This is a genomic window from Arthrobacter sp. Alg241-R88, assembly GCF_900537115.1.
In the GTDB taxonomy this organism is placed as follows: domain Bacteria; phylum Actinomycetota; class Actinomycetes; order Actinomycetales; family Micrococcaceae; genus Arthrobacter.
This window is the reverse complement of the sequence record NZ_UNRG01000002.1, coordinates 274,034-287,886: the sequence shown is the minus strand read 5'-3', so window position 1 is coordinate 287,886 and position 13,853 is coordinate 274,034. Positions and strand designations below refer to the sequence as shown.

Here is a 13,853-nt window from a genome sequence, read left to right as displayed (position 1 = left end):
CCGCCACCGGGTCATCCGGCGAGTGTCAACTACGGCACGACCAGCAGTGCCGGCCAGCTTCGGCGTTTCGGAAAGTGCCCGCGGACATCTTGCTCTGCGCCCAGTGCCCTGGCGCATCAGGAGCCAGGCCACACTGGTCACCCCGGACGGCCAGCCCGCTGCACCACGCCATTGATGATGAAGGCCCACGGCACCCAAGAGAATTGCGGTCTGAATCCGTTGCCGGCCTTCAACCAGCCCATGTAAACGGTGAGGAAGCCACTGAGGATCGCGACAGGTAGTGAAACCTCCCCGCGTGCGGTCGCAGGCGAAGATTGCCTATCTGATGGATGGTTTGAGGGTTGATGGGTGCGGGGACTGGCGTAGAGTCCACGACGTCACGGGAGCTAGGAGCAAGCAATGGGGCACCTGATTGTTCAGGAATTCGTCAGCGCTGACGGTTTCGCCGCCGATGCCAACAACGAGTTCACCTTCTACGAATTGCTGGACGGGGGCACCACTGAATTCGACCATAGTCAACAGGAGTGGCTAAAGAACGTGGACGTGATGGTCCTAGGGGCAAACACTTACCGGGAGTTTGCCGAGTACTGGCCAACCCCGGCCTCTAAAAACGAAATCATCGCGCCGTCACTCAACGGGCTCCGCCGTGTTGTTTTCTCCCGCCACCTGGTGAGGGCGCCATGGGGAGATATGGCAGAGGCTGCCATCGAGTCCGGCGACGCCGTTGAGGCGATCAGGCGGATCAAGAGTGCGACCGACGGCGCTATCGTCGTCTGGGGCAGTCTTACCCTGGCAGAGACATTCCTGGCCGCGGGCGTCGTGGACTCGGTGAGGCTGGTGGTGATGCCGATCGCCATAGGCGCCGGCCGTGGCGTGTTTCCTTCCGGGCAGGACCCAAACGTGCTGAACCTTCAGAGCGCAACAGTGTATGACCAGGGACTGGTTGAGCTGGTGTACGGAATCCGGGCCACAAGTGTGGACCGTCACTAACGGAACATCCTTTGGCCGTGGGGGCTCTCCTCGCAATCCTCAGAGGGCCGCTTCCTTATCGGAGTGGTCGAGTCCACGCTCCTAAACGGACGCGGCACCAGAACTGGTCTACATGCCACACCTGTACCTATCGCCGGAGAAAGTGAGCAGGACATGGAATTGAAGGTCACGATGAACATCAGCGTTGATGGCGTGATGCAAGGCCTTGGCGGACCCGATGAGGATCGTCGGGGCGGCTTCGAACGCGGCGGTTGGGCTGGTCCGCTGCTGGACCCCGAGTCCCGCCACTACCTCAACGAGGTATACGGGAATGCCACCGCGTTCCTGTTCGGCAAGTGGACGTACGAGGTTTTCGCCGGTTCCTGGGGTTCGGGGATGGCCGACCCGGCGGGAGATCCGGTCGCTGCGGCGCTGAACGGCCGCCCAAAGTACGTGGTGTCATCCACGCTGTCCGATCCGGAGTGGGAACCGACGACTGTCCTGACTGGGGATATTGGATCACAGATTATGAAGCTGAAGGAGGACGGCGAGGGTGAATTGGTTGTTCCCGGCAGCCTCTCCCTTGTCCGCTGGCTGCTTGCCAACGATCTAGTGGACCAACTGGACCTGACTGTCTATCCCGTGGTCATCGGTCAGGGCAAACGGTTATTCCCCGAGTCCGGCCCGGACCACAAGCTCCAGCTGCTCGACTCATCCGCTACGTCCCGCGGCCTCGTTATCCAGAAATACCGGTTCGCAGGCCGGCCCGAGTACGGCGTAGCTGCCGAGAGTTGGGCCAACACATAACCCTGAACGGAAGTCAGCGAGCGAAAGTGAAGTGCTCGATGTCGTTCTAGAACACTCCCTTATCAAGGTGCGGCTACGCCGCAGTGGCACGTCACAATTATAGGGGCGCGGTGACTGCGTAATTCAAAGCAGAAACCCCTCTGATCTGCGGAAACACTGTGCCCGAGGTGAAACTCGAACTGCATTCGTGGCCTTGCAAACGCTGGGAGGCGCCAAAACATGTGGAGACCGGAGGGAACCGAGGGCGGTAAGAGCTACTCAATGGCCAGGGGTGTGGACATTGTGCACGCCCCACTTTTTGGGTTCTCTTGTCCGATTGGCTAGATGCATCTCGAATATCGGCGGTTTATTTGTGCCGTCTCGTTGCGGGAGGGCAACCATGTCGCCGCAGAAAACAAAGGACTCGCCGCCCATCGGTGTATTTATGCCACGATACGGCTGTACCCAGCGTTGGAACGGCCGATAGGAGCCCATCGACCGTTCCAAGCTTCGGCGAAGCTTGCATTCGCCGCCTGTTATCCCTTGGGGGTGACCTGCAGGCGGTCAAAAGAGACCTGCTTGCCGTCCTTATTTAGGACCACCACGTCGTCACGGCCGTTTTGGACGTCTGAGGGCAGGATGAATTCGACGGTGTCATCCGTGGTGGGGAAGATCCAGCCGATGCGGTAGCCGTGCTTGTTGAGGTAGACGTAGTACCACTGCCCGTACTCAAGGCCCTTGAGGCTTACTTTTTGGCCGTTGCGGTACTTGTCGCTGGTTCCCAAGTCGGACGGCGCGGTTTGCCCGTCGAGTTCCTGAACGGTCAGTGCCGGAACTGTTACAGGCTGAGCGGGCTGGACGTTTAGCTCAGTTCCACCGCCGGTCATAACGGCGGAAACCTTTCTGGATCCGTTGACTGCGCTGGCCTCAAACGTCACGGGGCCAATGCTGCCCGCGGTGATGTCCGCAGCGGTCAGCACGTGGTCGCGGGTGGAGGTGATGCTGTCGCCCGCGGCGAGCCGTTCTTGTCTGATGCCCGCTTGCGGTGCACTGATACCGGTCAACAGGACGTTACCGGCGTTACCGAGGGTGTAGGTGTAACTGACAATGTCCCCTGGGGAGGCGTACCGGTCGCCGTCACTGTCTTTCCATTCGGCGGCGACAGTGCCTTCGAGTTTTGCGTCGCGGACCTTCAGATCCACCTCGCCACCATCAACAGAGTAGGTCCTGGCAGTCTGCCCGGTGGCGCTAATTTCCCAGGTGCTGCTGGGAACGAAGAATCCCTGTTCGGCCTCTTCCGCGGTGACACTGTGGCGGGGGGTGGAGCAGGTGTAGCTTTGGCTAGCGGGCAGGGCGCTGTAGCGGCAGTTACCGGGTCCTTCGGGGACGAAGGGGCTGAAATTCCCGGCCGTGGGAACGACCTTTTCTGTCAGCGGGCTGGTGTTGGTGACATCGAACTTGTAGGGGAAGGCCTCACCCGGCACGTAGGGCTGGGCTGCCAGGTCCCGGCCGCTGTCGATGCGGCTGCCCTTGATGTCCACCGCGAGCAGGCCGTCGCGCAGCGGCACCGCAGGGCCGGTGAAGGCGACAGACTTGGTCAGGCTGGGCGTCGCGCTGGCGGTCACGGCGAACACGGCTTCGGGGAGGAAGTAGCCACGGGCCATGTCTTCCGCCGTTACGGTGTGCTTTGCCGTGGTGCAGGTATAGGACGCCCCGGCAGCCAGGTTGTTGTACCGGCAGTTCGGGGCCGACGGCGGGAGGAAGCCGGCGTTGAAGGAGCCGGAGACCGGTACCGAGTTCGCGGTAACGTTCGCCGTGCTCTTGACGTTGAAGGTGTAGCTGAGCACGTCGCCGGCCTTGTACGGGCTCGCAGTAACGTCCCGGGTTGGGGCTGATCCGGTGATGGCAAGTCCCACCTGCGGTGCGACCGGCACGGTGGCGGTAAAGGTGTACTGCGAGACCCGGCCGTCCGCCGTTGTGAAGGCAGCATTGAGGCTTTGTGGGCCGCTGGCGTTGGCGGGAGCGGTCAAGGCGACGTTGACAGTGGCTGCGGCGCCGGGTGCGACGTCGGGCACAGGTACGGTGCTGGCGGTCCAGCCGCTGGGGGTATAGACCGTGGCGGTGGCACCGGAGAGCGTGCCGGCTTCCTGGTTTGTGACCGTCACGGGCACCTGCTGGGTTGCGCCGGGCGTCGTGGTGACGGCGGGAACGGACAGCGGGGCGCAGGCGTAGTTGAGCCAGGCGTCGTCGAAGGTGGTGAACTGCATGTTGTCGGTGTAGTTGGCCTCGTACAGGACACCGAATTTGCCGTCTTCCAGTCGGCTCACGGTGGAGTAGGCGGAGAAGCCGGGGCGGATGGTGCGCACGCCGGGCCAGGTGGCGCCGTCGTCGCAGGAGATACGGGCCGAGACGTTTTCCCGGGCTGTCTTTGAGTTTGAGTTGGTGAAGATGAGCTTCTTCGCGTCGGCGGATCCCTGCGCCGCGGACGGATACATCCGGGCGATGGCGCCGTTGTTGGCCGGGTCCGGCAGTTCGGTGTCCTGGGTGACCGCACCGTAGGTGGCTCCGCCGTCGGTGGAGTACGCGAACTTGCGGTAGCCCTGGTTGGCGTTGTCCCGGGAGTTCAGCAGCACCCGCCCGTCGGAGAGTTCCACGGTCTTGTTTTCGTCCATGCGGTCGCCCACGTTGGCGCCCTTTTGCCACGTTGCACCATGGTCATCGGAGTAGACGCTGTAAGCCTGGATCCTGTTGGTGCCGTCTGCCTGGCGGATGTCCCCCGCGTACTGCTGGATCAGCCTGCCCTTGTGCGGGCCGTATTTGAGCTGGATCCCTTCGCCGGAGGAGGCGAAGTTGGAGCGGACATCACCGGCCACCGGGCTGGTCTTGCTGGTGCCGGGCTTGGTGACGTCAGTGATGAGCCGGGGCTCGCTCCAGGTGATGCCGCCGTCGGCGGATTCGATGACGGCGGAGGAAATGACGTTACGGTCGGCATCGTTGTTGCCGAACTGGCTTCCGCCGAAACCCTGGTCCTTGGAGTAGACGAAGAAGGCGAAGACCTTGCCAGCCTCGGCGTCGTGGATGTAGGACGGGTCGCTGTAGCCGAACTTGGGGCCGGTCGCGTCAGCCACGTGCCCGGCGGCGATGACCTGCACAGGCCCCCAGGTCCGGCCGCCGTCCGTGCTGCGCCGCTGGACAATGGAGTTGGGGTTGGGGGCGTCGGCGGCGCTGCCGGGCCTGCCATCCCATGCGGCCAGGACCACCCCGTTGCCCAGGTACGTCAGGGCCGGAATGCGGTAAAAGAAGTTGTCCGCTGTCCTGTCCGCTGCCAGGTTCATTTCCTGGAAGGAGCCCGGAGGGGCGGTTGGACTGTTGGACGGGATGGGGGCCGCCTGGGCGGCAATCCCGCTTCCGGCCAGCAGAGCCAGTGCCAGTGCACCGGCTCCCGCTGCCCGGCCTATCGATCGTTCTCTGCTGCGTCTTGTCATATCTCGCAAATCCATTGCCCTTTCTGGACGCCGCTGTGCGGCTCTTCATGGAGACGTCGGCGCAGGCCACACAGCTTCTGCTGCTCCTTCACATACGACGTCCTACAAACCATAGGGTGTCCGCTGTCACAAAGCCAGAGCTGATTACACTGAAGATGTGACATCCTATGTTTCCGATTCCTTAGCCGTTGCCCACCCGTCCGTTGAGCAAGTCCTGGCCGTCCGGGGGTACGGCGGTTACCGGCAGTACCGCATTCCCGCCTTAGCGGTCACCGTTAGAGGCACACTGTTGGCGGCGTATGACGGGCGGCCAAACCTTGATGACCTGCCCAGCCCCATCGATTTGCTGCTCCGCCGAGCCTGGACAACGGTAAAACTTGGGGCCCCCAGCAGGTGGCGCGTACCGGCTCAGGGCTGCAGGGCTATGGGGATCCAAGCCTGCTGGTGGATGCCGAAACGGGCCGGATCTTCCTCTTCCACGCCGCCGGCACACGGGCCGGCTTTTTTGAATCCACTACCGGGCTGGACCCGGACGACGAGTTCATCCAGCACTGCGACCTCAGCTTTTCCGACGACGACGGCCTGACGTGGCAGCACCGGCGCATCACCGACCAATTGAAGGGCAGCAGTTCCGCCGCCCGGGAGATTACCGGCATTTTCGCGTCCGCGGGGCAGGGCATCCAGATCCACACTGGACCGTACCAGGGCCGTCTCGTCCAGCAGTTCGTGGTGCTCCGCGGCGGCAGGATCATGGCGGCCTCGGCCTACAGTGACGACCACGGGGACAACTGGACCCTGGGAGAACTCATTGATGCGGCGCCCGGCGGCGCCGCGCCAAATGAGAACAAGGTGGCCGCGTTAGTTGATGGCCGGCTGCTCCTGCACAGCCGCGCCACTCCGCGGCGGCTTGCCGCCTTCTCGTACGACGGCGGCCACAGCTGGAGCACCCTGGTTCCCGTCGGCGACCTGCCGGACCCCAGCGACAACGGCTCCCTTGCCCGGTTCGACGGCCTGCCCACAGTGACGAACCTGGCCTCGACGATGACGGACCAGTGGCTGTTGGCGACCAACAACCACGACACCGATCTGCGCCGGAACACCGTGCTGAGCCTCTCCCCCGACAATGGGGCTACGTGGCCGGCGAAGCTGGTCCTGTGTGCGGGCAGTTCCGCCTATTCGACGGCGACGCGCCTGCCCGACGGCAACATTGGCGTCCTGTACGAGCGCCAGGGATACCGGGAAATAGTTTTTGTCTCCATACCTCCGAAGCAGGTGACCGATCAGCTTGCCGCGCGGACACCGGCGGCAGCTGGTGATGGAGCGCCTCCGGCGGGGCCGGGTCTTTCCTTTGACATGGAGTTGCGGTCCATCACGCCGGGCCTGCCCGAAGTGTGGCAGAACGCCGGGGAGTCCCATGTCCTGGCCACGGACGGGAGCGGCTGGGGCGCCGGGACCTGGAAGGAGATCGGCCAAGGCTATTCACCGGACCAGGTCCAGGTCCTCGGCACCCGCGAGGCGCAGGACCTGAACTACGGTCCTGTCCTGCCGGGCTACAAAGGCGGGGACATCATTGCCCTCACTGGACGGGCAAGGAACGACGGGACCGAGGCCGCTTACGGGGTGCGGCTTACCGGCCCGGGCTCCGACGCCTTCCCCGTAACCGACCTTTCCCCAGGTGAGCAGGCCCTTTACTTCACCCCTGCCTACACAGTCACTGAAGAGGACGCAGAGCAACCGGCATTCGACGTCATCTACACGCTCGAAGCAAAACAGAACGGATCCCTCCACCAATGGTCCCGGGCCTTCCGCTTCAACATCGCGACCGGAGAGGTCAGCGTCGAGGATTCGTCCTCACCATAAATGGATAAGGGATGGCCAGAACGGGCGCGCCCGGCTGCTGCGACCGGCCCTTGGCAGTGCCGGGCTCCAGCGATGCTTATTCGATCAGCTCGCACATCTGCTGCAGCCGGGCGACACGCTCCCCGGCAGACAGCCCGTGCCGGGATAGCCCAATCTTGAAGCCGGTCAGGGAAACCGGGCCGGCTGCGTGGAGGCAGCGCTGGATTTCGCTAGCGTTCAGCAGCGAGCTCGGCGGGGCGCCTGTGACCTCAGCGGCGGGAAGATGGGCGTCGATCCAGGGGTAGCCGAATTCGGTTTCCGTGGGTGAGCAGCCGGAGAACATCAGTCCGGCCAGGGTGCCGGCTTGCCGGGCCTGTGACAGGTGGTCCACGGCAGTGTCAGGATTCTCCGTTTCAATGACCGACCGGGCCCAGTTCACGACGATTCCCGTATGGTCCCACCCCTGCTCACGGAGGGAGGCGATGACATCCACTTCCTCCCTGAGGGTCAGGAACCCCTTTTCCGGGTTGCTACCCGGACGGGGAGCATCGCAATGCTCGATCAGCAAACGCGCACCGCCCCAATCCCAGTCAAGCAGTTCCATGAAGGACTCCTCGAGGGCCGTGGCAGAGGAGGACAGATGAGGGGCGGAATGCAGTTCCACCGCTTCCACAAAATGCCCTTCCACGGCGAGTCGCCGGACGTATTCCCGCAGTCCTGACACAAACTCCAGCGCCCTCAACCTGCCCTGGCTGTGGGTGGAAGCCAGGCCGAACGTCTTGTCCTGGTTCAGGCGCTGCATGGTTCCGGGAATGGCGGTCACCACCGCGGACCAGTTTTCCGGAGCCCCGGCCGGCCACGGACTGCCGCCGGCCAGGCCGTAAGGGAGCTCCAACCCCCGGATGGACGGAACACGCCCGAGCGCTTGGTAAAACAGCTGCTGCTGCGGCGCTTCCGGCACGGCAGGATACGCACCCACAATCAGGGACATGTCGAACTCCTTTTGACGACGGCTGGCGGAGGCAAGCGCCAGGTGACGGAACCGGGGCACGGGGGTTGACTGGCTTCCCTTACGCGCCCCCTGACGAAGAACCGCCACTTGACCCCCGGCTGTGATCGGACTTACAGTTTTATCACGAGCTCGGATGTCCTACATCCGATAAACCTTCTGGAATGGCGAGGCTTTTATGAACATCTCCTCCAAGAACCTGCCGCTGGTCAAAGATGCCAGCCGCCGGAACTTCCTCAAGCTGACCGGCGCCATGGGTGTCGCCGCAGCATTCACCACCACCCTTGCCGCCTGCGGCGCCCCGGCCACCACGACGTCCGGCGCCACCACGAACACCTCGCCGATCAACAAGGACCTCACCATCGAGGCCGGCATCTCCTACGCCTTGTCCACCGGCTTCGACCCCATCTCCTCCTCCGGCGCCACCCCGATGGCGGCGAACCTGCATATCTTCGAGGGCCTGATCGAGCTCCACCCGGCAACCCGTGAGCCGTACAACGCGTTGGCCGCCGCCGACCCGAAGATGGTCAATGACACCACCTACCAGGTGGCCATCCGCGACGGTGCCGTCTTCCACGACGGCACGCCTGTAACCGCCGAGGACGTTGTCTTCTCCTTCACCCGCGTGATGGACCCCGCCAACAAGTCTTTGTTCTCGCAGTTCATCCCGTTCATCCAGGACGTTAAGGCATTGGATGCCAAGACCGTGGAGTTCAACCTCAAGTACGCGTTCCCCGGCTTCGGACCCCGCATCTCCGTGGTCAAGGTGGTCCCCAAGGCCCTGACCAACTTCCCCGCCGGCTCGGAACAGCTCAAGTCCTTCGACGCCAAGCCTGTCGGAACCGGCCCCTACAAGCTCATCTCCGCCGTCAAGGATGACAAGATCATCTTCGAGGCCAACGACGCCTACACCGGACCGATGCCGGCCCTGGCCAAGGGCATGACCTGGCTGCTGCTCTCGGATGCCGCGGCCCGCGTCACCGCCATGCAGTCCGGCCGCGTCCAGGCCATCGAGGATGTCCCCTACCTGGACATGGAAGGCCTGAAGTCCAAGGCCACCGTTGAATCAGTACAGTCCTTCGGGCTGCTCTTCATGATGTTCAACTGCAACGCAGCGCCCTTCAACAACAAGCTCGTCCGCCAGGCCCTGCACTACGGCCTGGACAAGGACTCCATCATCAAGAAGGCCCTGTTCGGCAACGCCAAACCGGCCAGCTCCTACTTCCAGGAGGGCCACCCGGATTACGTCAAGGCCAAGAACGTCTACGGCTACGACGCGAAAAAGGCCGAGGAACTGCTCAAGGAAGCCGGCGTCACCAGCCTCGAATTTGAACTCCTCACCACGGACACCGCCTGGGTCAAGGATGTTGCTCCCCTGATGCTTGAGTCGTGGAACAAGATTCCGGGCGTCAAGGTGACACTGAAGAACCTCCAGTCCGGTGCCCTGTACACGGATCGCGTCGCCAAGGGCGACTACACAGTGGTCGCAGCGCCCGGTGACCCGTCGGTCTTCGGCAACGACGCGGACCTGCTCCTGAGCTGGTTCTACGCCGGCGACACCTGGATGAAGAACCGCGCCTTCTGGGGCGAGACACCCGAACGGGCCCAGCTCGTGGACCTGATGTCCAAGGCCGGTCAGGCCTCGAAGGATGACGCCAAGAAGCTCACCGGCGAGATCGTGGACCTGGTCTCAGAAGAGGTCCCGCTGTACCCGCTGTTCCACCGCCAGCTTCCCAGCGCCTGGGATTCCGAGAAGCTCAGCGGCTTCAAGCCCCTGCCCACCACCGGAGTTTCCTTCGTTGGTGTGGGCCGCACCTCCTAGCCATAGCAACCGGAGAATACATTGACCACGATATTGCGCCTGCTGGGCCGACGGCTCGCTGCCTTGCCGCTGATGATCCTGGGCATCACACTGCTCGTGTTCCTCGTCCTGCAGGCCGCCCCCGGCGACCAGGCAAGCAGCGCCCTGGGCGAAGGGGCAAGCGAGGAAGCAAAAGAGCAGTACCGCCAGGCCAACGGCCTGAACGATCCCATCCTGCTCCAGTACGTCCGCTTCCTTGGCAGGCTCCTGCAGTTCGATCTGGGTGTCACCACTCCCCCGGCCAAGTCCGTGGGCAGCATGATCGGCTCGGCTTTTCCGCTCACCCTCCAGCTGACGTTCCTGGGCGTGATCATCGCCGTGGTGGTCTCCCTGGTCTTTGGGATTATGGGCGCCCTGTACCGGGACAAGTGGCAGGACCAGCTGGTCCGTGTGTTCTCCATCGCCGCGGTGGCGACGCCGTCGTTTTGGCTGGGCATCGTGCTGATCCAGTGGTTCGCCCTGGGGTCTAATCCGCTGTTCCCCTCGGGAGGCATCGCCACTCCCGAGTCCGGCTTCGGAGGCTGGCTCAACTCGATGGCGCTGCCCGCCCTTGCCCTCGGCATCCCGGTCTCAGCCTCCCTCATCCGGGTGGTTCGCACCTCCATGGTGGAGGAGCTGGACCGGGACTACGTCCGGACTGCCATCGGCAACGGCGTCCCCTATCGCGAAGTGGTTTCCAAGAACGTGCTCCGCAACGCCCTGGTCACGCCGGTGACCGTGCTGGGACTGCGGATCGGCTACCTGCTCGGCGGCGCCGTCGTGATTGAAATGATCTTTGCCCTGCCCGGAATGGGCCAGTTGATCCTGAACGGCATCACCAACCTGGACGTCAACCTGGTGCAGGGCGTGGTCCTCACCATCTCCGTGACCTTCGTCCTGGTGAATATCGCCGTGGACCTTCTCTACCTGCTCATCAACCCCCGAATCAGGACCGTGTGACCATGCGAAGCAAACTCGCTGAACGTCTGAGCGCCCCCGGACTCCGCTTCAAGGCCCTGCCCTGGAGTTCCCGCCTGGCCCTCGCCTTCCTCGTGGTGATCGCCATTGCCGCCGTCTTTGCTCCGGTCCTGGCACCGCACGACCCGCTTGAAACGTTTATTCCAGCCACGCCCCCGGGGGCCGAACACTTCTTCGGCACCGACAGGCTGGGCCGGGATATCTTCTCCCGCCTGCTCTACGGATCGCAGTCCTCCCTCCTGATCGGCCTCGGCGCGGTTGGTTTGGCCGTGCTGGTGGGCGCATTCCTGGGTTCGCTGTCTGCGACTTCGAGCAAAGCCGTGAACGAACTCATCATGCGGATCATGGATATCCTGATGGCCTTCCCCGGGATCGCCCTGGCGGCCGTCCTGCTGGCGGCCTTCGGCAACTCGGTGCCCACCATCATCATTGCCATAGCCATCATCTACACCCCGCAACTCGCCCGGGTTGTCCGCGCCAACGTCCTGGCCCAATACGGCGAAGACTACGTCCGGGCAGAGCGCGTCATCGGCGCCGGCCGCTTCTACATCCTGACCAAGCACATCGTCCGCAACACCGCGGCCCCGGTCCTGGTTTTCGCCACCGTCATGGTTGCCGACGCCATCATCCTCGAAGCGTCCCTGTCCTTCCTGGGCGCCGGAGTCCAGGACCCGGCACCCTCGTGGGGCAACATCATCTCCTACGGCCGCAACCTGGTGCTGTCCGGCGGCTGGTGGGCCACTACTTTCGCCGGCCTCACCATCCTCCTCACCGTGCTGGCACTGAACATCCTCGCTGAAGGCCTCACCGACGCCATGGTGAATCCCAAACTGCGCAAGGCCCCCGTGGTGAAAGACGACGACGGCGCTGGCGCATCAGTGGCAGGCGCCGCTGTTGCTGCAGTGGATGCCGAGGTCGCAACCTCTGTTGCCCAACCATCGGTCATCGAAGAGCACGAGCTCGACGGCGTCCGTACCGCTTCCGGGGGGATCCTCGACGAGGAGAGCTACAACAGGGCCGCGGTACTCACGGACGTGAAGGTGGCCTCGGCCAACCCCCACCTCCTGCTCGACCGTGAACTGGAACTGTTGGCAGCCGTCGAAGCCACCCGGACGGACCGTTTGCCGCAGGTCCCAACAGACGCGAGGACAGTCCTCGAGGTGGAAAACCTTTCCATCCGGTTCCCCGGCAGGTTCGGTGACACCGCCATCGTGGATAACGTCTCCTTTAGTGTCCGTGAGGGCGAAACCATGGGCCTGGTGGGCGAATCCGGCTGCGGCAAGTCCATCACCTCCCTCGCCGTGATGGGCCTGTTGCCCAAGACGGCACGGATCAGCGGCTCCATCAAGTTCGACGGCAAGGAACTGCTGGACCCGCAAACCAGCCACAGCAATCCCAAGGCCTACCAGGGGCTCCGCGGGGAACAGATCGCCATGGTCTACCAGGACGCGCTCAGCTCGCTGAACCCGTCAATGAAGATCAAGGACCAGATGACCCAGCTGACCCGCCGCGGCGGGCGGAAGACCCCCGCCGAGCTGCTGGAAATGGTTAAACTCGATCCGGTACGCACCCTGGCCAGCTACCCGCACGAGCTCTCCGGCGGCCAACGCCAGCGCGTGCTGATCGCGATGGCACTCTCCCGTTCCCCGAAGATCGTGGTGGCAGATGAGCCAACCACCGCCCTGGACGTCACCGTACAGAAACAGGTGGTGGACCTGCTCAACGAACTGCGCGAACAGCTGGGCTTCGCGATGGTCTTCGTCAGCCACGACCTGGCCCTGGTCGCCTCCCTGGCCCACCGCATCACGGTCATGTACGCCGGCCAGGTGGTCGAATCAGCCCGGGCGTCCGAGCTGCTGCAAAACCCGAAGCACGAATACACCCGCGGCCTGCTCGGCGCCGTGCTCTCCATCGAAGCCGACGCCGCCCGCCTGCACCAGATTCCGGGCACCGTGCCGTCACCACAGGACTTCGCCCCCGGGGACCGCTTCGCACCGCGCTCCCTGCGCCGGGACGCCAACCCGAACCAGCAGCTGGTCCTCACCGCCGTGGGCGGGGACTCTGACCACTACTGGGCCAGCCATGAAAAGGAGGAAGCCAAGTGAGCGTTTCCACCGGCAAACCCGTCATTGAACTCAAGGACGTCAAAGTCCACCACCGGGCAAGGACAGGTGGTCTTTTCCGCCCGAACATCGTCAAAGCCGTCAACGGTGTGGACTTCAGCATCAGCCGCGGCGAAACCGTTGGCATCGTGGGTGAATCCGGCTGCGGCAAGTCAACCCTGGCCTCCGTGCTGGTGGGCCTGCAAACACCGACGTCCGGCCAGGTTCTCTTCCACGGCAAGCCGGCCATCAAACGGAACGCGGCCATGCGCAAGGAATTCGGCCGGGCCGTATCGGTAGTCTTCCAGGACCCCGCCACGGCGCTGAACCCGCGCATGACCATCCAGGACATCCTTACGGACCCGCTCCAGGTGCATGGGATCGGCAACGCCGCGTCCCGGGGGGCCAAGGTCAAAGAACTCCTTGCGCTGGTGGGCCTGCCTGCCTCCGCAGCGGAAGTGACGCCGTCGCAAGTGTCCGGCGGCCAACGGCAGCGCGTGGCCATTGCCAGGGCACTGGCCCTGGATCCGGACATCATCGTCGCGGATGAACCGACGTCGGCCCTGGACGTCTCGGTCCGGGCGCAGGTCCTGAACCTGCTCTCAGACCTGAAGACCCAGCTGAACCTGGGAATGGTGTTCATCTCCCACGACATCCAGACCGTCCGCTACGTCTCGGACCGCATCTGCGTGATGTACTTCGGCGAAATCGTCGAGGAAGGGCCCGCCGCCCAGGTCTTCGACGCCCCCAGGAACGACTACACCAAGAAGCTCCTCGGAGCAGCCCCCAGCCTGCTGCACATCTAAATTTTCGAACCCCCGCCTTTACAACCACCCATTGGAGTT

Annotated in this window: 9 protein-coding genes; 7 read left to right on the top strand and 2 right to left on the bottom strand. The window is 63.7% G+C overall.

Annotation, left to right across the window (positions count from 1 at the left end; genetic code table 11):
• Positions 1-399 precede the first annotated feature (399 nt).
• Positions 400-990, top strand: coding sequence for a dihydrofolate reductase family protein (locus G6R19_RS06105; RefSeq protein ID WP_163163346.1), 591 nt, complete (start codon positions 400-402; stop codon positions 988-990).
• A 153-nt stretch (positions 991-1,143) separates the two neighbouring features.
• The gene (locus tag G6R19_RS06100) at positions 1,144-1,776 is read left to right on the top strand and encodes a dihydrofolate reductase family protein (protein ID WP_163163344.1); all 633 of its coding nucleotides are present in this window, start codon (positions 1,144-1,146) and stop codon (positions 1,774-1,776) included.
• Between the two features lie 515 nt (positions 1,777-2,291).
• On the opposite strand, the gene G6R19_RS06095 is transcribed toward G6R19_RS06100, so the two are convergent.
• Entirely contained in the window at positions 2,292-5,240 is a 2,949-nt protein-coding gene (locus G6R19_RS06095) for an exo-alpha-sialidase (protein WP_163163342.1), read from the bottom strand.
• Between the two features lie 393 nt (positions 5,241-5,633).
• Here G6R19_RS06095 and G6R19_RS06090 point away from each other — a divergent pair, with 393 nt between their 5' ends.
• Positions 5,634-7,100, top strand: coding sequence for a sialidase family protein (locus G6R19_RS06090; RefSeq protein WP_240341778.1), 1,467 nt, complete (start codon positions 5,634-5,636; stop codon positions 7,098-7,100).
• Between the two features lie 76 nt (positions 7,101-7,176).
• Here the strand turns inward: G6R19_RS06090 and G6R19_RS06085 are convergent, their stop codons facing one another.
• Entirely contained in the window at positions 7,177-8,070 is an 894-nt protein-coding gene (locus tag G6R19_RS06085; RefSeq protein ID WP_163163340.1) for a DUF4862 family protein, read from the bottom strand.
• Positions 8,071-8,266: 196 nt separating this feature from the next.
• Between G6R19_RS06085 and G6R19_RS06080 the strand changes: the two genes are divergently transcribed.
• Genes G6R19_RS06080 through G6R19_RS06065 form a run of 4 tightly spaced genes read left to right on the top strand, consistent with a single transcriptional unit; the run spans position 8,267 to position 13,814 of the window.
• Positions 8,267-9,910, top strand: a complete 1,644-nt coding sequence (locus G6R19_RS06080) for an ABC transporter substrate-binding protein (RefSeq protein ID WP_163163338.1) — start codon at positions 8,267-8,269, stop codon at positions 9,908-9,910.
• A 21-nt stretch (positions 9,911-9,931) separates the two neighbouring features.
• On the top strand, positions 9,932-10,888 hold the full coding sequence (locus tag G6R19_RS06075) for an ABC transporter permease (protein ID WP_163163336.1): 957 nt from the start codon (positions 9,932-9,934) through the stop codon (positions 10,886-10,888).
• A 2-nt stretch (positions 10,889-10,890) separates the two neighbouring features.
• Positions 10,891-13,011 (top strand): dipeptide/oligopeptide/nickel ABC transporter permease/ATP-binding protein, encoded by a 2,121-nt coding sequence (locus G6R19_RS06070; protein WP_163163334.1) that lies wholly within the window; start codon positions 10,891-10,893, stop codon positions 13,009-13,011.
• Positions 13,008-13,814, top strand: a complete 807-nt coding sequence (locus tag G6R19_RS06065; protein WP_163163332.1) for an ATP-binding cassette domain-containing protein — start codon at positions 13,008-13,010, stop codon at positions 13,812-13,814. Before G6R19_RS06070 ends, G6R19_RS06065 begins: the two co-directional genes overlap by 4 nt.
• The last annotated feature ends 39 nt before the right edge of the window (positions 13,815-13,853 follow it).